Annotated in this window: 17 protein-coding genes; 1 reads left to right on the top strand and 16 read right to left on the bottom strand. The window is 46.0% G+C overall.

Annotated features, from left to right (window positions below):
• Positions 1-595: 595 nt before the first annotated feature.
• Positions 596-3,073 carry a prolyl oligopeptidase family serine peptidase gene (locus KU855_RS13995; RefSeq protein ID WP_218530900.1) on the bottom strand — a complete coding sequence of 826 codons (2,478 nt, stop codon included), beginning with the start codon at positions 3,071-3,073 and terminating at the stop codon, positions 596-598.
• A 98-nt stretch (positions 3,074-3,171) separates the two neighbouring features.
• Positions 3,172-3,747, bottom strand: a complete 576-nt coding sequence (locus tag KU855_RS13990; RefSeq protein ID WP_218530899.1) for an aminodeoxychorismate/anthranilate synthase component II — start codon at positions 3,745-3,747, stop codon at positions 3,172-3,174.
• 143 nt (positions 3,748-3,890) lie between these two features.
• Here KU855_RS13990 and KU855_RS13985 point away from each other — a divergent pair, with 143 nt between their 5' ends.
• A complete protein-coding gene (locus KU855_RS13985; RefSeq protein WP_218530898.1) occupies positions 3,891-4,976 on the top strand; it encodes a GGDEF domain-containing protein in 1,086 nt (361 codons plus the stop codon).
• Between the two features lie 30 nt (positions 4,977-5,006).
• On the opposite strand, the gene KU855_RS13980 is transcribed toward KU855_RS13985, so the two are convergent.
• From KU855_RS13980 to KU855_RS13915, 14 genes are all read right to left on the bottom strand, one after another.
• Positions 5,007-5,432, bottom strand: a complete 426-nt coding sequence (locus tag KU855_RS13980; protein WP_218530897.1) for a ClpXP protease specificity-enhancing factor — start codon at positions 5,430-5,432, stop codon at positions 5,007-5,009.
• Positions 5,432-6,061 (bottom strand): stringent starvation protein SspA, encoded by a 630-nt coding sequence (gene sspA / locus KU855_RS13975; RefSeq protein ID WP_218530896.1) that lies wholly within the window; start codon positions 6,059-6,061, stop codon positions 5,432-5,434. Before sspA ends, KU855_RS13980 begins: the two co-directional genes overlap by 1 nt.
• Before the next feature lie 91 nt (positions 6,062-6,152).
• Positions 6,153-6,848: a cytochrome c1 gene (locus KU855_RS13970; RefSeq protein WP_218530895.1), complete on the bottom strand. Its 696-nt coding sequence runs from the start codon at positions 6,846-6,848 to the stop codon at positions 6,153-6,155.
• A gap of 2 nt (positions 6,849-6,850) precedes the next feature.
• Positions 6,851-8,059: a cytochrome bc complex cytochrome b subunit gene (locus KU855_RS13965; protein ID WP_256261042.1), complete on the bottom strand. Its 1,209-nt coding sequence runs from the start codon at positions 8,057-8,059 to the stop codon at positions 6,851-6,853.
• Positions 8,059-8,649: a ubiquinol-cytochrome c reductase iron-sulfur subunit gene (gene petA / locus KU855_RS13960; protein ID WP_218530894.1), complete on the bottom strand. Its 591-nt coding sequence runs from the start codon at positions 8,647-8,649 to the stop codon at positions 8,059-8,061. Before petA ends, KU855_RS13965 begins: the two co-directional genes overlap by 1 nt.
• A gap of 336 nt (positions 8,650-8,985) precedes the next feature.
• Positions 8,986-9,867 carry a protease modulator HflC gene (gene hflC, locus KU855_RS13955; protein ID WP_218530893.1) on the bottom strand — a complete coding sequence of 294 codons (882 nt, stop codon included), beginning with the start codon at positions 9,865-9,867 and terminating at the stop codon, positions 8,986-8,988.
• 2 nt (positions 9,868-9,869) lie between these two features.
• Positions 9,870-11,021, bottom strand: coding sequence for an FtsH protease activity modulator HflK (gene hflK, locus KU855_RS13950; protein WP_218530892.1), 1,152 nt, complete (start codon positions 11,019-11,021; stop codon positions 9,870-9,872).
• A 47-nt stretch (positions 11,022-11,068) separates the two neighbouring features.
• On the bottom strand, positions 11,069-12,361 hold the full coding sequence (gene hflX / locus KU855_RS13945) for a ribosome rescue GTPase HflX (protein WP_218530891.1): 1,293 nt from the start codon (positions 12,359-12,361) through the stop codon (positions 11,069-11,071).
• Between the two features lie 20 nt (positions 12,362-12,381).
• A complete protein-coding gene (hfq, locus tag KU855_RS13940; RefSeq protein ID WP_218530890.1) occupies positions 12,382-12,654 on the bottom strand; it encodes an RNA chaperone Hfq in 273 nt (90 codons plus the stop codon).
• 131 nt (positions 12,655-12,785) lie between these two features.
• Positions 12,786-13,709 (bottom strand): tRNA (adenosine(37)-N6)-dimethylallyltransferase MiaA, encoded by a 924-nt coding sequence (miaA, locus tag KU855_RS13935; protein WP_371316365.1) that lies wholly within the window; start codon positions 13,707-13,709, stop codon positions 12,786-12,788.
• Entirely contained in the window at positions 13,702-15,489 is a 1,788-nt protein-coding gene (gene mutL, locus KU855_RS13930) for a DNA mismatch repair endonuclease MutL (protein WP_218530889.1), read from the bottom strand. Before mutL ends, miaA begins: the two co-directional genes overlap by 8 nt.
• 1 nt (position 15,490) lies before the next feature.
• Entirely contained in the window at positions 15,491-16,810 is a 1,320-nt protein-coding gene (locus tag KU855_RS13925; RefSeq protein ID WP_218530888.1) for an N-acetylmuramoyl-L-alanine amidase, read from the bottom strand.
• 6 nt (positions 16,811-16,816) lie between these two features.
• On the bottom strand, positions 16,817-17,272 hold the full coding sequence (tsaE, locus tag KU855_RS13920; protein WP_218530887.1) for a tRNA (adenosine(37)-N6)-threonylcarbamoyltransferase complex ATPase subunit type 1 TsaE: 456 nt from the start codon (positions 17,270-17,272) through the stop codon (positions 16,817-16,819).
• A 374-nt stretch (positions 17,273-17,646) separates the two neighbouring features.
• Positions 17,647-18,102 (bottom strand): hypothetical protein, encoded by a 456-nt coding sequence (locus KU855_RS13915; protein WP_218530886.1) that lies wholly within the window; start codon positions 18,100-18,102, stop codon positions 17,647-17,649.
• Positions 18,103-19,143: the final 1,041 nt, after the last annotated feature.

Here is a 19,143-nt window from a genome sequence, read left to right as displayed (position 1 = left end):
ATGCAGTCGTGACTTGATATGAACTCATCCCGAGCGAAATGTGGAGTGATTTGGGTCAAGTGTAAAACCTTTGTTCATCAATCCCTGATTCATTGCGCGCATTATCAATCACTGCCAAGCCGAATGTCAACATAATGACAACTAGAGGTGACATTGCACTACAATGCATCAGAATAAAAAACCAAAAAAGGAGCAAAAACACAATTAAACACCAACCACAAGAAAAAATTAGCATTTACTACAACAATCTATTCAAACTACTTTTTCAAAAGATCCTTTTCACTTGGATGAAAGCACCACTAAAGAAGTAATTGGCGGCATTATCATTCGACTTTAATAAAAATACCAGCGACAAACCCCCATGCGGAACTACCTATTTATGAGTAAACACCAGAAGTGCAACGGAGATCATAAAGTTGAATTTATTTTGCGAAACAAATGCACTAAAAACAGTAGACCAGATTTATTCCAACACCTAACCACAAGTCATTGATGCTTAAATCCTATCAGCCATCGAGTTACTAGCGTAATTCAATGTTTGAGCATTAACTTCTCATTTCGAATACCAAAAAAAAGCCCCTTGCGGGGCTTTATTCTATTTTAGATTGTCTTCAAATAGTGCATAAATGCGGCGGTATTCGTCTAACCAGCTGGATGGCTGTTTAAAGCCGTGGGGCTCCACTGGGTAAATGGCGGTTTCGAACATGGGTTTTTCGAGTTCAATTAAGCGCTGCACTAAGCGCACGCTATCTTGGAAAAACACGTTGTCATCTAATACCCCAGTCATGATCAGCAGTGGCTTTTGTAAGCCCTCAGCATGTTCAATCGGCGAGCTGCGCTCGTAGGCGAGAGGATCAACATCAGGGGTGTTAAGAATATTAGAAGTATAAGGTGCATTATAATGAGCCCAATCGGTCACTGGCCGCAGTGCGGCGCCAGCTTGGAATAGCTCAGGCTGGGTAAACAAGGCCATAAAGGTTAAGAAACCACCGTAAGAACCGCCATAGGTGCCAACTTTAGCGGCATCGACATTGGCATTCGCCTGCATCCATTTTACCCCGTCACTGAGATCCTCAACTTCTGGGTGGCCCATTTGTCGGTAAATGGCGGTGCGCCAATCGCGACCATAGCCTTTAGAACCGCGGTAATCCATGTCCATGACCACGTAGCCTTGCTGGGCTAATAAGTTATGGAACATGAATTCGCGGAAATACCCTGAAAAACCATAGTCGGCATTTTGTAAGTAACCGGCGCCATGATTAAATATCACGGCGGGATACTTGTCCGCTTGGCTAGCATCATACCCTTGAGGTAAATACACCCGCGCATAAATATCGTTAGCGCCATGACTTGAAGGCACTGCCACTACCTGCGGTGCTTGCCATGGATAGGCTTTGAATTCAGCACTGGTGAAATCAGTCAGTTGGCGCAGCTCACCGCCAATGGGTTGTAAATACAGCTCATTAGGCTCGGTACGGCGCGATGCGGTTAATAGCAATGATTGACCGTCAGGGCTGAGTTGATAATCTAAATTACCGTCCCAGTCGGTGACCGCTTCATCTAGGCCGGTAGCAATGTTGACACGATACACATTGTAAATCCCCGGATGAGTCTTGTTGGCTTTGTAGTATAGGTATTGGTTGTCAGGGCTTAAGCTGACATCACTCACCACATAGTCGCCTTGGGTTAAGGCTTTGGCCGTGCCAGATAGCGGCTTGATATATAACTGGGAGTAACCGGTTTTTTCGGACAAGAAATAGAGGCTGTCTGTCGCTGGGATCCAACCAAATTGGTTGTAGTCATAATTAATCCAAGCATCATCATGCAGTCTATCTTGAGTGATCAGCTTGCCGCGCTTAAGATCGACCGTGGCCAGCCAACGATCCTTATTGTCTTGTGCCTCAATCATCAGAGCCAGTTTCGGCTCGCTGTCATGCCATTGAATGGCACTTTGATCCCAGCCCCAGTCTTGCATCAGTTGCACGTTTCGCACCTGTTTTTCACTGTGGTAGCTGTCGCCTTTGGCTTTGGCATTTTCAGCTTTAACACTGGCTAACACGTCGGCATCATAACCGGTTAAGCCTTCAATGGTGATCGGGATTTGCTTGTGGTTATTTAAATCGAGCAAGATAAATTCTTGGCCAGGTGGTTGCGCTTCTGCCACTCGTGCCCGCACAGGTACTGCCTCAACATAACCATCTTTGCCGAGGTAATTTGGCATGATGTCGTGCTCTTGACGCCAACTGGCATCCTTAGCGGTCACTGCCAAGACCACATATTGGCCGTCTGGGGATAGGCTCATGTCCACGAGGCGTTTATTATCCCCCAAATACCAAGGCTTGGGGGCTAAAACTGGATCTTGTGCCTGCAACTGCGCTTTATGGGCGGCTTTATCTTTGGTGCGTTGGTGCTCGTCAGCGACATATTTGATCAAGCGGTGCTGTTGCTTGGCAATATAACTGCTGGGCTCTTGGATATCCTTAGGAGCATCTTGCCATTGAAGATTTGCCAGTAGTGTCGTGGTGCCGTCGGCCAAATCTATCGCATGGATCTGATCTTGCTGCCAATAAGCCAAGGTGTTGTTGTTGAGAAAGCGTATGCCGTCAATGGCATTGGCAGGGGTAATCATTGGGATTAAGCGATTGTCACTCTGTCGCTTCACCATCAAGTTACCCTGATGCAAATAAGCCTGATAATGACCATTTGGGCTATTGTGCACATCTTTTGGCGCTTGATGAAATGCATTGATAGCCAAAGGCGTGATTGCATTGGTTGCAAGGTTTACGCTAAAGCGCTCTGCCACTGCGGCTTGACTTGGCTGGCGTTCAAAATAAATGGTGTTACTGTCAGCACTAAAATACGGGCGCTGCGCTAAAATGCCCATCCAATCCGGATTGGCCATGATTTGTTGCAAGGTGAGCGGGGCATCGGCCACTGGCGGCTGTGTCAGGGTCTGGTTAACCTCTGGATTAACTGATACTTGAGGCTGGGTTGAGACCGCTGACAAACCACAACCACTGAGTACGGCAACAGCCACTGCACTAAGTGCAACATGTCGTAGCAGGGATTTCATGACATTTCCTTCTCTTTATTGTTGTTATCGCCGATAAAGGCTCCTTTTAGGCTGTTGTTATATCACAGATAACAAGGTTAACAGAAGGTGCTGGCGGGTTAGTTAGATAAGTTTAAAAAGTTAGCCAAGAGTTCGAGCCCTTGGTCTGTCATGATAGACTCTGGGTGAAATTGCACAGAATACAACATTTTAGCTGAATTACTCATGGCCATAATTTCACGGCCGTGGATCTCGTCATCGAACCAAGCATCGAGGGTGAAGCCCGCGGGAATTTGGTCAATTAATAACGAGTGATACCGGGTTACCCGTAACTTTGGTGTTAGTTGGTGGAATAATCCGCGGCCATTATGCTCAATGATGCTGGTTTTACCGTGCATCACCCGCTTGGCGCGCACGACATTGGCACCAAACACTTGGCCTATGGCTTGATGGCCCAGACAAACCCCTAATAGCGGTATTTTACCGGCAAAATGGGCAATCGCAGCCAGCGATATGCCGGCATCGGATGGCGTACATGGCCCAGGTGAGATGACTAAGTGGGTTGGCGCTAACGCTTCAATTTCGGCTAAGGTGATCTCATTGTTGCGCTTGACCAATACCTCTTGCCCTAACTGCTGAAAATATTGCACCAGATTGAAGGTAAAGGAATCATAGTTATCGATCATTAAAATCATGCATTTGGCCTAGCTCAAATCAACTGCGCAGATGCTATCACAGCAGGCTACGGCGATCATCCCCCAAAACTGACCTACAATTGGTATACGTCCCGAGTATTGTGCTCAGTGGATAATTCTTAGGGGCAGATCAAGGAGAGTTTTTGAAGTTATTATCGCCTCTATTAGCCATCGGCAGTCAACACCCTATCAACCAAAGCCAACAGCGTAAATTACTGTTGGTGAATTTGGGCGCCTTGTTGATGCTATTGACCACCCTTGCCTTTTGGTTGGCATATTTGATGATTGGCAATACGGTGTTGGTGCGGACCGGCAATGCCCAAATGTTATGCCTAGTGGCAGTGCCATTAATCTACTTTCTTAATTACCGTGGGCATTTATTTTATGCCTGCTTGCTGCTGTTTGCTTGTTCGATGCTATCGACTTTATTGGCCATTTTGCTCGGACAAGGCACCAGCTTTAACACTCAGTATTTCTTTGTGTTGTTCGCGATTTTACCCTTAGCCATGCTGGAAAGAAGCCGCTGGCCTGTACAGCTACTCTTGGTGATTTTAAATCTTGCCACTTATATTTACTTTGACATATTCCAATGGCCACCTGCCCCTGAATTATTAGTTGTGCCACAATCCGTGCTTAATTTAATCCAAATTTCTGTCATTTGCTCTTGTGTCAGCTCCTTACTCATTATTCAAGTCATTAATGAGCGTAACAGCGAATTAAGCGAACTCAATTTAGAGAATATGGCCAATACTGATCCCTTGACTCAATTAGCTAATCGACGCATGTTTATGAAAGCGCTACAACAACGGATAGCAAACGTTACTTCCCCGTCCGATTGGTTATTGTTACTAGATCTCGATTTCTTTAAACGGATCAATGATGAAGCCGGCCATGAATGTGGCGATTTGGCGTTAATCCAAGTGGCAAAAATTTTAGGGCAGCATATTCAGCAAGATGAATGGTTAGCACGCATTGGCGGTGAGGAGTTTGCCATTATCCTAAAACATGATGATCACATCCTGCAACGCTGTAATGCCATACGTCAAAGCGTGGCGGCAACGCCTTTGATGTTCCAAAGTCATACCTTTAGTCTCACCGTGAGTATAGGTTTATGCCAAATATCGACGCAAGATAGCTTACAGTCGCTGTTAAGTCGCACCGATCATTGTCTCTATCAAGCCAAGGCCAAAGGTCGAAACTGCGTGGTTCCCGGCTTACAACAGGCATAAAAAAACCAGCCTGTTGGCTGGTTTTTAGACTTACTTGACTAACGTGAGATGGCTTTTGCGCTTAGGTTTGTCATCATCGGGACTTGGAGGTTCGATGTCGCTGACCTCTGCTATCTCTTCATCTGACACCTCATAGGCATCTTCCATTTCAAACACCATGCCAGCTCCATTTTCACGGGCATAAATAGCAATAATGGCTGCCATAGGTAATACCACGTGATGCGGAACACCACCGAAACGGGCATTAAACTGGACATATTCGTTATCAAGGGTCAATTGACCCACTGCTGATTGAGCAATATTAAGTACGATTTGACCATCTTTAACAAACTGCTGGGGAACTTCGGTGCCCGTTACGTAGGCATCAACCACCACATGCGGTGTTAACAGATTGTCCGTTAACCAATCGTAATAGGCTCTAAGCAAATATGGACGGTTTGGTGTTAATGGCTTCATTAGATACCCATGCGCATTTCGCGCTCGGCCTCGGTCAATGAAGCTTTAAATGATTCACGTTCAAAAATGCGCGTCATATAAGCTTTGATGTCTTTGGCAGCCGGCGTATTTAGCTCAATGCCTAATACTGGCAAGCGCCATAACAGTGGGCCTAAGTAGCAATCGGCTAAACCAAATTCTTCGCTCATGAAGTAAGGCACTTCAGCGAATACTGGCGCGATAGCTAATAAGCTTTCAGTCAGTTCTTTACGCGCCGCATCGGCACGCTCACCCTTACGGATACGATCAACCAACACATACCAGTCAGAATCGATGCGGTGCATCATCAAACGGGTTTGACCACGTGATACTGGATAAACCGGCATCAAAGGTGGGTGTGGGAAACGTTCATCCAGGTATTCCATAATGATGCGTGATTCGTACAGAACCAATTCACGATCCACTAAGGTCGGCACTGAATTGTAAGGATTCACTTCCAACAGGTCCTCTGGCATGTCGCTAGGATCTACCTGCAAGACATCAACAGTAACCCCTTTTTCTGCCAGTACTATACGTACCTGGTGGCTATAAAGATCGTCGGCACCTGAGAACAGGGTCATAACTGAGCGTTTGTTGGCAGCAAGAGCCATTGGTACCCTCCAGAATAAAAAACAATGCAAACGAGGGGTAAAACCCCTCGTTTGCAATTTGCAGATACTATATTTTACCTGTTATTGCTGCCTAGTGTACATCTTTCCAGTACTCTTTCTTCAAGAGATAGGCCACAACAAAGAAGATAAACAAGAATCCGAGCACCCACATCCCTAATTGCTTGCGTTCCATTTGACTTGGATCGCCAGCATATTTGAGATAGGCGGTGATATCACGAGTCGCTTGTTGATACTCTTCCGCATTCATAGTGCCGCCGGTTGCCACGATAGTTCCATCGTCTTGCATGACAGGAACACCTTGAATTGTTTGCAATACATGTGGCATCCCTACCAGCGGGAATACCGTATTGTTTACACCAAATGGGCGAGTTGGGTCAGCATAAAAACCATTTAAATAGGAATATAACCAGTCTTCCCCACGAACGCGGGCCACCAAGGTTAAATCTGGTGGCGCTGCACCAAACCAATTGGCCGCATCTTTGGTTGGAATAGCGTTTTCCATCAGATCGCCGACTTTGGCGTCGGTGAACATGTATTTTTCACGCATTTCATCGATAGGTATACCAATATCATTAGCCACACGATCGTAGCGTTGATATTGAGTGCTATGACATCCGGCGCAGTTTTCTTGGAATAACACAAAGCCACGCTGTAGAGACTCTTGGTCATTCAAATCCACATTTGCTGGCTGCAATGGCACGTTACTGCCCGCGGCGACGGCAAGCCCAGGTAACAGGGCGATTAACACAATTAGAAGCTTTTTCATGATTAGGTCAACCTCTCTGGTACAGGCTTGGTTTTTTCATTCTTGCTGTAAAGCCACAGAGCAAGGAAGAAACCAAAGTAGGTCACAGTGAATATCTGGGCAGCAATGGTTAATGCAGGTGTTGATGGCACGGCACCTAAATAACCAAGCACAACAAAAGACACCGCAAATTGGGCAATGTTGAACTTGTGCAGCGGGCTGCGATAGCGCACAGACTTCACCTTACAGCGATCTAACCATGGCAACACAAACAAGACGGCAATCGACAGCCCCATCATGACGACACCACCTAACTTATCAGGGATAGCACGTAAAATGGCGTAGAAAGGCGTGAAGTACCATACTGGCGCGATGTGATCCGGTGTCTTCATTGGGTTAGCCGCTTCAAAGTTTGGCTTTTCAAGGAAGTAACCACCGCCTTCAGGCATAAAAAACAGCACATAACTAAAGAAGATTAAGAACCCAGCAACACCGAGGATGTCTTTTACTGTGTAGTAAGGATGGAATGGGACGGCATCTACCGGCCAACCGTTTTCATCTTTGTTCTTCTTAATTTCAATGCCATCTGGGTTGTTAGAGCCCACTTCATGCAATGCAATCAAATGCAGGAAGACCAACACTACCAACACTAATGGTAAGGCAATCACGTGTAAGGCGAAGAAGCGGTTGAGGGTTGCCCCTGAAACCACATAGTCACCGCGGATCCACAGGGTTAAGTCATCACCAATGACCGGGATGGCACCGAACAGTGAAATAATCACCTGAGCACCCCAATAAGACATTTGTCCCCATGGCAGCAGATATCCCATAAAGGCTTCGGCCATTAACACCAAGAATATCAACATACCAAATAACCACAACAGCTCGCGTGGCTTTTGATATGAACCGTAGATGACACCACGGAACATGTGCAGATAGATCACCACGAAGAAGGCTGAAGCCCCAGTGGAGTGCATGTATCTTAGCAACCAACCGTATTCAACATCACGCATGATGTATTCTATCGAGGCAAAAGCGCCTTCAGCGGTTGGCACATAGTTCATGGTTAACCAGATACCGGTCAGTAACTGATTGACCAATACCAGCATGGCCAGTGATCCGAAGAAATACCAGAAATTAAAGTTTTTTGGGGTTGCGTATTGTCCCACATGACGATTATAGGTCGCCGTTAATGGGATACGCTCATCGATCCAATCAATTAGCTTTGCCATTATGCAGCTCCTTCGTCAACACCGATAAGTACCGTGCTGTCATCCAGATATTGATGCGGTGGGATAACCAAGTTCAATGGTGCCGGAACACCTTGGAATACACGGCCTGCCATATCAAATTTAGAACCATGACATGGGCAGAAGAAGCCAGAACTGATGCCTTCGACTTTTTCACCAAAGCTGTCTGGTAAATAGGTAGGAGAACAACCTAAGTGGGTACATAAACCAACAGCAATAAAGTATTCAGGTTTAATTGAGCGAACTGGGTTAGTCGCGTAACTTGGTTGCTGGGGTTCTTCCGAGTTTGGATCTCGTAACTCGTTATCAATGGTAGGTAATTGTTCAAGGACGGTGTCTGTACGGCGAACAACCCATACAGGCTTACCACGCCATTCAACTCGGATAAGTTGACCTGGCTCGACTTTACTCACATTTACTTCAACCGGGGCGCCTGCAGCTTTTGCTTTGGCACTCGGATTCCATGACTTAATAAAAGGAACCGCGACAGCGACGGCACCTGCACCGCCTATGACTGCGGTTGCGGCTGTCAGGAACCTGCGACGTCCGGTATCGACTGGCGCATTGCTCATCCACTTATTCTCCACGAGGGTGTTGGAATTATTTTAATAGTTTGCCTCACAACATTGATTCTATGTTGAAATTTGAGGCGCGACTCATTATATCGAAAAATCAGAAGCAGATCATAGTAAAAACACGCAACATTCATGGGGAGTTTGTCATTTTTGGGCAAAAAACAGTGAAATCGACAGCAAACTGTCAACAAAAAGTCGTACACTTGCCTAAAAATATGGTGGCAACAGAAACAATTGGCGTTGCTAAATTAGCCACTTAAAGCGAGAGACACAGTGAAACAGCAGACATAAAAAAACCCAGCGCTAAGCTGGGTTTTTATTATGTCGGGAAATTTATTGCTTTCCAGACTCATTACGCATGTAACGGAAAAATTCGCTATCAGGCTCTAAGACCATAATGTCAGAGTTGTTATTAAAACTCTCACGGTATGCTTCTAAGCTTCTGATGAAAGAGTAAAACTCTGGATCTTTCGAGTAAACATCAGCATAAATCTTGGCCGCTTGTGCATCACCTTCACCACGCACGGTCAGGGCTTTACGTTCAGCATTCGCAATCTGAATAGCAACCGTCGCATCGGTAGTCGCACGGATAATTTCCGCTTGCTCTTTACCTTGGGCTCGGTGCTCTTTTGCTACGGCTTGACGTTCGGCGCGCATACGCTGATAAATACTGTTGCTGACGTTAGCGGGCAAGTTAATTTGCTTCACTCGTACGTCAACCACTTCAATACCCAGATCTTTTGCACTTTCAGAAGCGTTTTTCAAGGCATCGGTTTGCAGCTCATCACGGCTACCAGACACGATTTCTTTAATGGTACGACGACCAAACTCTGTGCGTAAATCGTTATTGATTTTACGCTGCAACAGAGACTCGGCATTGGCCTTGATACCACCATTCGTCGATAAGAAGTACTTTTCAAAGTCTTTGATCCGCCATTTCACATACGAATCGACCATCAAGTCTTTCTTTTCAGAGGTAACAAAACGATCGGCGGCACCATCTAAAGTTTGAATGCGTGAATCAAGGTAGCGAATCTTATCGATCATCGGGATCTTAAAGTGAATACCTGGACCATAAACCACAGTGACATTATCCACTTTGGCCACTTTACCAAATCTCGATACGATGGCGCGTTCGCCTTCGTTGACCACAAAAATTGATGAGGCCAAGATAGCCAGCACGATGGCGGCAATAATCAATCCAATTCTATTCATGATTATTCTCTCCCTTGACGCATGCGTTCTTCGCGGGTCATACGACCAGTATTCTGATACGTCGGTGTCAACGTTGAATTTGAGTTCAACTGTTGGATTTCAGAATCAGGGCGGACTGGTTGAGATTTTGAGTCGTTAGGTTTGCGATCCATCATCTTATCTAACGGCAGATACAACATGTTGCCACTGCTCTTGGTATCGACGATCACCTTATTATTACCAGACATCACTTGCTGCATGGTATCTATGTACAAACGCTGACGGGTCACTTCTGGTGCTTTTTGGTATTCAGGCAGCAGCTTATCAAACTTAGCCACTTGACCTTGGGCTTCAAGCGTCACTTTCTGCTTATAAGCTTCAGCTTCTTGCGCCATACGCTCAACCACACCACGTGCTTTGGGTTCGACTTCACGAGAATAGGCTTCAGCTTCACGAATAAAGCGTTGCTCATCTTCTTGTGCAGAAATCGCATCATCAAACGCATCTTTGACTTCTTCTGGCGGACGAGCCGGCAGGAAGTTAACGTCAACAATGGTTAAGCCTAAGTTGTAAGGCTCGATGATGCGTTCTAATTCTTTCCACGTGTCATTACGAATCGCTTCACGACCGGTAGTCAAGATGTCATCCATCTTGTTATGGCCGACTACATAACGTAATGCACTGTCAGTGGCTTCACGCAAACTTGAGTTTGCATCAACCGCACTGAACATAAATTTGTACGGATCGGTCACCCGATACTGAACGTCTAATTCTACTTTAACGACGTTCTCATCGGTGGTGAGCATACTGCCGCTAGCAGGAATTGAGCGTACAGTTTCAACATCGACTGGGTACACTTCTTCAATAAATGTTGGTTTCCACTGTAAACCAGGATCTTTTAGACCGACGTATTCACCGAAACGGAGGGCAACGCCACGCTCGGCTTCCTTGACCGAATAAAAACCGGAAAGTATCCAGACGACGACCAGAATACCCAGTATCAATAAGATACCTTTGCTTCCAAAGCCAGACCCTGAATTTGAAGAACCGCCTTTCTTGCCAAATCGCTTTGACAGATTACGGAACACTTCGTCCATATCTGGTGGCCCTTTATCATTGCCACCTTTATTTCCCCAAGGGTCATTTCCCTTGTTACCGGGCTCATTCCAAGCCATTTAGTACTCCATAAGTGGATAGAATATAAGAAAAAGTATTAATCAACCTATACTGTACCTTGAACAATATAGGTTTCCAACTCACCTTGACTTTGTTTTGTCATTCGCCGCCATTCGGTATCCGACAAACGGACAGACAAGATACAGTTCCCCAAATCGTCATACTCTTTCTGCTGTATCGCATCCAGCCGGTAAAACTGGCCAAGATAATGCCCAGCGGTTGCCGGGACATGTAAGGTCAGCTCAACAATCGTCTCACCAACCAGCAAGTTAATGGCAGTTGCCACTAAATCCAGCCCAAGCTTACGCTGCGCTGAGACCCAAACTCGATAAGGCTTACCTTCTGCATCATAATCGATCCTTGGGCTTTGCTCATCAAGTAGATCGATTTTATTGCAAATAATCAGCTGCAAAATATTGTCTGCATTGATTTCTTTAAGTACGGCTTGAACCTGCTCAAAGTTCTCTGCCATGTTGTCATCGGCACAATCCACCACATGTAACAATAAGTCCGCATCACGGGTTTCTTGCAATGTCGCTTTAAAAGCCGCGACTAAATCATGGGGAAGGTGTCGAATAAAGCCAACGGTGTCAGCGAGGATCACGGCACCATCGTCGATGGCAAATTTGCGTAATGTTGGATCTAATGTGGCAAATAGCTGATCAGCGGCATAGACATCGGCTAATGTTAACGCATTAAACAGGGTGGATTTACCCGCATTGGTATAACCCACCAAAGACACCGTCGGCATCTCACTGCGCTTACGCGCACGCCGACTCTGTTCACGCTGTCTATCGACTTTGTCTAATCGCTTATTGATGGCTTTAATACGCCCACGCAGCAACCGTCTATCAGTCTCTAACTGGGTTTCCCCAGGACCACGTAAACCAATACCGCCTTTTTGCCGCTCAAGGTGAGTCCAACCACGAATAAGGCGAGTCGACATGTGGCGCAATTGCGCTAGCTCCACTTGCAACTTACCTTCGTGCGTTCTCGCCCGCTGGGCAAAAATATCCAAAATGAGCGTAGTACGATCTAATACACGGCACTGACAGACAGTCTCGAGATTGCGCTCTTGTGCTGGTGTTAATGCATGATTAAAAATCACGACATCAGCGTCTGTAGCAGCCACTAAGGTTGCGATTTCATCCGCTTTACCTGAACCCACAAAAAATTTGCGATCTGGAGATCTGCGACTACCACTGATCACCCCAACTTCGCGGGCGCCCGCCGATTCCACCAACAACTGCAGTTCGACTAAGTCTTCACGGCTGTCTTCGTCAGTAAAATCGATATGGACAAGTACCGCATTTTCGCCTGCCTCATAACGATCAAACAAAGAAACTCTCCCGCCAATAATTATTCAGCGTTGCTATCATCAGACTGTGAGTTATAACCACTCGCTTGTGGCTGATGGTTAGTTACATTAAATGGGCGCGAAGGCACGACAGTTGAAATTGCGTGCTTGTAAACCATTTGACTCACAGTGTTCTTTAATAAAATTACAAACTGATCAAATGATTCAACTTGGCCTTGTAATTTAATACCGTTTACCAGATAAATTGATACTGGAACACGCTCACGACGGAGAGCATTCAGAAATGGGTCTTGTAAAGATTGCCCCTTAGCCATTTTTATTTCCTTTTTTATTGAAATTCAAAATTAAATTTCACGGTAACATCTGATTGCATTTTAGTATTATACAGTGCTGTACAATATGCCAGCAGTAACTGAATAAAGATTCAACCAAACATTGTAATTAATTAAATATTATTACAATGTGCAATTAACCGTGACAAATTTGTCTCATCGCCAGTTTCTAACCATTCGAGCTGAGGCCAACCCCTTAACCAGGTCAATTGACGTTTTGCTAATTGACGAGTGGCTGCGATCGCCTTTTCTCTCATCGTGGCCTCTGAAAATTCGCCGTCAAGATATTGCCAGCATTGACGATATCCTACACAACGCATCGACGGTAAGTCCAAGTGTAAATCGGGACGTGATTTAAGTTTAATCACTTCGTCAATAAACCCATGACTCATCATGATATCAAATCTTTGCTCAATTAAGCTATGTAACTCATGTCTTTGCGACGGTGCGATGGCAAATTGAACAACATCGTAAGGCAATGCCGGTGCTTTAGTCTGAGTTAACTCAGTTAATGATTTGCCCGAAATTCGGAAAACCTCTATGGCCCGTGACAAACGTTGTGGATCATTGGGATGGATACGAGCCCCTGCCACTGGATCAATCCTGACCAATTCATCATGTAGCGCTTGCCATCCTTGCTGCTCAGCCTCGCGTAATATTTGCTTACGAATCTCTTCATTCGCACTGGGTAAAGGTGATAAACCTTCCAGTAATGCTTTAAAGTACATCATGGTTCCCCCTACCAGCAAGGGCGTTTTGCCACGACTAAGAATATCCTCGATAAGCCGTAAGGCATCGGCGCTAAAATCTGCCGCCGAGTAACTTTGGGTCGGTTCTAAAATATCGACCAAATGATGCGGGGCGAGTGCCAACTCTGCTGCGGTAGGCTTAGCCGTACCTATGTCCATCGTGCGGTAAATTAACGCACTATCGACCGAAATAATTTCACAATGATGGTGCTGCGATAGTGCCATCGCTAAACTTGTCTTACCTGAAGCGGTCGGCCCCATTAAACATAACACTTTGGCTTTAGTCACTGTGATTCTCTTTTAAGTAGATTTGCCACGGTAAATCTACTTGCTGCTGGGATAAAGCGTGCGCTTGATCCTCTGGTAATTGGGTAAAATACTGCCAACATTCTTGCGGTTCACCATGACGACTGTGCCGTGCTAGCCACGCCGCTAACGCTTCATCAGCCGGCTCATCAGCTAAAAGCCACTGCAGAAATTCGGGAATAATTCGCTCTAGTTGGCTGTCTTTAAGATATGGGGGCACTTTACGTATTATCAACTGTTGCTGACGAATTATCAGCTCGAAACCCAGTCGGCGCAATAAGGTGTCCTTAGCGGATATTAACTCAGTCCAATCGCTATCTGAGTGAATCGCAATCGGCATCAATAACGGCTGGGCAATTAAACCCGTTTGCATCCGCGTGATGATTTGCTGTGACAACATGTGCTGCCTCACGTCAGCAATGGCTAGTAACTGCAATTGTTCGCCGGCTACCATCACCCAATAGCGATTAGCCAACAGCGGCGGCATCGGCCTAGTGCGCTGCTCACTCGGTTCATAAGCGCCTTGCAATAATTGCCCATAACTCCTGGCGGCACCCGCTGAAACAGAAGACGCGCCATGAGGCTTAGCCGGCTGATGACTATAATCACTGGCGCCGCGCGCATAACCGCCCGAATAACTGGATCTTGTATGCGTTTGCTCGCGCTCAATTGGCTCTTGGCCATAGCCTCCCCCTCGAGGGCTAACGCCCACCGAGCCGGCTGATGGCAACGACGGTTCAATCGCCGCGGGGCTGACGGCTTGTGCCAATTGAGACAACGCTGACTCTAGCGCTTGCAATATAAAGTCATGGACATAGCGCGCTTGATGAAAGCGCACTTCATGTTTAGCGGGATGCACATTCACATCCACTTGCTGAGGCTCAATGGTCAGCATCAACACAAATCCGGGCAACAGGGCTTCCACATAGCTCGAAAACGCTTGTTTGATGGCATGATTCACCAGTCGATCTCGCACCAGGCGACCATTAACATAAAAATAGTGCAAATCTGGATCATTTAACGCTACCGCCGGCGACTGTAAATATCCGGCCAAACGCATACCATCGTGCTGACAATCGATATGCAGAGCGTGTTCAGCAAACGCTTTGCCTCCAATTTGCCCGAGGCGCTGAATGTACTGGGCATCGGTGTTAGCCGGGCGTAATTGTCGCACCACTTTGCCGTTATGACTCAGCACAAAATGAATATCAGGCCGCGCAAGTGCGATGCGCTTTAGCCATTCATCTATGTGAGTAAACTCGGTCTTGTCACTCTTCAAAAATCGGCGCCGCGCCGGCGTATTAAAGAAAATATCTTTAACTTCAATGGTCGTGCCATTCGGGTGAGCCGCCGGAATGATGTTGACCGCCATTTCAGAGCCTTCGGCATAAGCTTGCCAAGCTTCACTCTGGTCAGCGGGCTTAGAGGTTAAGGTTAAGCGCGATACCGAACTGATACTTGCTAACGCTTCACCACGAAAGCCAAAACTCATGATGGCTTCGAGATCGTCGAGGCTGTGCACTTTTGAGGTTGCATGACGCGCCAACGCCAGCGCTAATTGATCCTTGGCGATACCCGAACCATTATCGCGAATGCGAATAAGCTTACTTCCGCCTTTATCGATATCGATATCGATTCGGGTGGCGCCAGCATCTAAGCAATTTTCTACTAATTCTTTGACAACAGAGGCTGGGCGCTCGACCACTTCTCCCGCCGCAATTTGGTTGGCAAGTTGCGGTGGTAATATGTGAATACTTGTCATTTTACGCCTTCGGAATGGTTAATTGCTGACCGACACGCACCACGTCAGATTTCAAATTATTGGCTTTTTTAAGGTTAGATACCGACACTTGATAACGCTGGGCAATCACGGATAACGATTCTCCGCGGGCGACTTTATGCTTGCGACTGATATTGGCAGCAAACAGACTCCCTTCCGGAGGGTTAGCTTCAAAGTAGCGCACCAATCCACTGTGAATAGCTTTTGCCAGCCGCTCTTGATGCTTATGATTAACGAGATTACGTTCTTCGCCAGGATTGGAAATAAAGCCGGTTTCGACCAATATTGACGGAATGTCTGGGGATTTTAGCACCGCAAAGCTAGCGGCCTCAGGCTTACTCTTGTGTAAATGGGTCACCTTGCCGAGATCTCGCAAGAGGTCATCAGCAATCGAGTGACTGACAGCCATTGATTTATCCATCGACATATCCAGCAGCGTCATGGTGAGGTACTGCTCACTGTCGGTACTTTGGATAATTTCACCCGCGCCGCCCAATAACTCGGAATGCTTTTCTTTTTGCTCTAACCAACGACCAATCTCACTATTGGCTCGGCGACGAGACAAGACCCAAACTGAGGCTCCCTTTGGCTGAGGCGAGGTAAAGGCATCGGCGTGGATTGAGATCAATATATCCGCTTTGCGGTCTCGGGCCAGATCAGAGCGTCGATTGAGATTCACAAAGTAATCCCCCGTACGGGTCATCACAGCTTCCATACCTGGGGTGCTATTGACATGTTTAGCAACGCGCTTAGCGATTTCTAGAACGACCTTTTTCTCATAGACACCACTTGGGCCAATGGAACCGGGATCTTCGCCTCCATGACCGGCATCAATCGCCACAATAATGTCACGCTTATCCTGAGGCTTTTTAATCACCACTGGTTTTTTGTCGGACTGAGTATCGCTAAGATCTAACACCAAACGATTACCATAGGGTGCCGTTGGCGCTAAGGCGTAGATATTAGTTTTGACCGCACGATTTAAATCTATCACCAATCGCAACGTGCCTTTTTGGGGCGGTTTACTCAACCGTACCCGCTTAACTAATTGACTTTTATTATCGATTTTATCCAGCTTAAGCTTGGTCTTGGTCTGTTTAAGATCAATCACTAAACGCTCAGGGTTACTGAGCGTAAAAAAACTATAATCAGGACTTTCAGACAGATCGTAAACTACCCGCGTTGATTCAGGGGCAGCCCAAATCCTGACCCCTTGCAACTGGTTGGCCAACGCGGAAGAGCTCAAGCTCAACAGAGCCAGCAGCGTAAAATACGGGGATATCCTTAACAGTAATCTATGCATTATTTCTTATAATTTTGCTATCAGTGTTTCACCTAAGTCGCTGTTAGCTTCAATCACTAACTGCCGACTTTGACCATCATAACTAAGATGCAAATGTAAATCAGCTTCAGGCAATAAGCCTGCTCCTTGTTCTGGCCATTCCACTATACATAAGCTCCGGTCGCTAAAGTAGTCTCGAATCCCCATAAATTCTAATTCTTCAGGATCTGCTAATCGATAAAGATCAAAATGGTAGACATCCATATCAGCCAGTTCATAAGGCTCAACCAGCGTGTAAGTGGGACTCTTAACCGCGCCACTATGCCCCAAGCTTTGAATAATGCCGCGGCTTAAGGTGGTTTTACCAGCGCCTAAATCACCGGTCAGATATAAGGTTAATGGCGGGGTGACTATTGCCGCAAGTTGACGCCCAAAGGATACAGTGTCGGTCTCATCTTCTAAGAAAACGTGTTTTACAACCATATTAGTTCAATCTCTTGATATCAAAATTGTATAAATTGGCACAACTCCATTAATCATTTATGAGCAATGCGCGGGGTAATAGTCAACTGACAAACTTTTGAAATATTCTACAAAAGTCAGCAATTATACCAGACAAATTGCGTGGACTCCCAGCTCAGCAAAGCTCAATGTGTTTGCGCCGGTAAGTCATAAATGAGGTAATCCATCACTAGGGACCATGGTCGAGTCGTTTACGTTAGCTAAAGGCAGCGACAGCATGAGCTTGTACATAGGAAATCAGAGCGGAACTATTGCCCAACTGGCCTCGCAAGAACAGGGGAAGGCAGTAACGGTTCATGACTAAATTAACGCTAAGAAGCTATCACATGGGTAGATTACATATCTTCCATACGAGTGAGGTTATGCATCAGTCGCTGCCGCTTCACTTTGGCAGTACTGACGATAGATGATAAGGCCGATCTAACATCATTGTTTATGGCTAAATTGAGTATTTTATCGAGAACAGACATCACTTCAGCATCTAACGTTAAATGTAAGTCCATCACTTGATCTGTCGTCATATCCGCCGGCAAATACACCTTGTCGCAGGCAATATGAATGCTCTCAAATCTTACATTTTCAAACCAGGTATCCAAGGTACGCTTAGCTGAAGTATCAATGTAGGCGGCGATAGCTTGAGATTTCGCTAACTCCTCACTTTGGAGGTAATTAAGCAAGAGTTTGACTCGAGTACCATCAGCAAAATGATATAAGCGTAAGTACAGTTTATGCATTTCTAAGCGTGATTCAGTGACATGCTCTAACACACTTCGTAGTTGCTGGACTCGCATGAAAACTCCTACATCATCATCTCAGTACACTCATCGAACCAGCACAGTGTAGAGGTAAGCGGTCTCATTTCGAACAAAAGGCTGCCAAAATCGACAATTGAGTTGGCATAATTTGAAATCCATCACGAAATAGGCAGTTTTGGGGCTTGTTATAAGAAATCACTGACAGGCCAATTTAATGTCAGTGTTGGCATTCCCTTCATATTCACGAGTGCATGCTTTCAGCGTTTCAACGATAACTTTCATTCGTGGCACTGACGCAAGATCAGAGTCTTTCACATCCAGACTAAAATAGATGTTCAATTTCTCCGCATGCTAAGAGTACAGGGCAATTTGCTGCGGCATTCCGTTCACACTGAATGGTTCGAATCATGGACTTCTACCTTGGTACGGTATCGGTTCTGGCTTAGTGCACAACTGAGTCATGCCTTAACAATTAACTGGGGGGGGGCAAGCTGGGAGATATAGATATCAAGGAGAGTTGGTGCAGTCCCATCTTTTCACAAAGAGTGGTTCGAACCGATGACCTATACCTTGGCAAACAAAGACGGTATCGATTCTGGCTTAGTGCACAACTGAGTCATGCCTTAACAATCAACTGGGGGGGCAAGCTGGGAGATATAGATATCAAGGGGACTTGAAGCGGCCCCATCTTTTCATCAAGAGTGGTTCGAACCGATGACCTATACCTTGGCAAACAAAGACGATATCGATTCTGGCTTAGTCCACAACTGAGTCATGCCTTAACAATTAACTGGGGGGTTCAAACTGGGAGATATAGATATCAAGGGGACTTGGAGCGGCCCCATCTTTTCACAAAGAGTGGTTCGAACCGATAGCCTATACCTTGGCAAACAAAGACGGTATCGATTCTGGCTTAGTGCACAACTGAGCTAATGCCTTAACAATTAACTGGGGGGGCAAGCTGGGAGATATAGATATCAAGGAGAGTTGGTGCAGTCCCATCTTTTCACAAAGAGTGGTTCGAACCGATGACCTATACCTTGGCAAACAAAGACGGTATCGATTCTGGCTTAGTGC

Source organism: Shewanella sp. NIFS-20-20, from assembly GCF_019209865.1.
Classification (GTDB): Bacteria; Pseudomonadota; Gammaproteobacteria; order Enterobacterales; family Shewanellaceae; genus Shewanella.
Note: the sequence above shows the minus strand (reverse complement) of the source record. Positions and strands in the feature narration are given on the sequence as shown.

Bases quoted from the DNA above. Each gene is read 5' to 3' on its own strand.
- KU855_RS13995 (WP_218530900.1), bottom strand. From the start codon at position 3,073: ATGAAATCCCTGCTACGACATGTTGCACTTAGTGCAGTGGCTGTTGCC.
- KU855_RS13990 (WP_218530899.1), bottom strand. From the start codon at position 3,747: ATGATTTTAATGATCGATAACTATGATTCCTTTACCTTCAATCTGGTG.
- KU855_RS13980 (WP_218530897.1), bottom strand. From the start codon at position 5,432: ATGAAGCCATTAACACCAAACCGTCCATATTTGCTTAGAGCCTATTAC.
- sspA (WP_218530896.1), bottom strand. From the start codon at position 6,061: ATGGCTCTTGCTGCCAACAAACGCTCAGTTATGACCCTGTTCTCAGGT.
- KU855_RS13970 (WP_218530895.1), bottom strand. From the start codon at position 6,848: ATGAAAAAGCTTCTAATTGTGTTAATCGCCCTGTTACCTGGGCTTGCC.
- KU855_RS13965 (WP_256261042.1), bottom strand. From the start codon at position 8,059: ATGGCAAAGCTAATTGATTGGATCGATGAGCGTATCCCATTAACGGCG.
- petA (WP_218530894.1), bottom strand. From the start codon at position 8,649: ATGAGCAATGCGCCAGTCGATACCGGACGTCGCAGGTTCCTGACAGCC.
- hflC (WP_218530893.1), bottom strand. From the start codon at position 9,867: ATGAATAGAATTGGATTGATTATTGCCGCCATCGTGCTGGCTATCTTG.
- hflK (WP_218530892.1), bottom strand. From the start codon at position 11,021: ATGGCTTGGAATGAGCCCGGTAACAAGGGAAATGACCCTTGGGGAAAT.
- hfq (WP_218530890.1), bottom strand. From the start codon at position 12,654: ATGGCTAAGGGGCAATCTTTACAAGACCCATTTCTGAATGCTCTCCGT.
- mutL (WP_218530889.1), bottom strand. From the start codon at position 15,489: ATGACAAGTATTCACATATTACCACCGCAACTTGCCAACCAAATTGCG.
- KU855_RS13925 (WP_218530888.1), bottom strand. From the start codon at position 16,810: ATGCATAGATTACTGTTAAGGATATCCCCGTATTTTACGCTGCTGGCT.
- tsaE (WP_218530887.1), bottom strand. From the start codon at position 17,272: ATGGTTGTAAAACACGTTTTCTTAGAAGATGAGACCGACACTGTATCC.
- KU855_RS13915 (WP_218530886.1), bottom strand. From the start codon at position 18,102: ATGCGAGTCCAGCAACTACGAAGTGTGTTAGAGCATGTCACTGAATCA.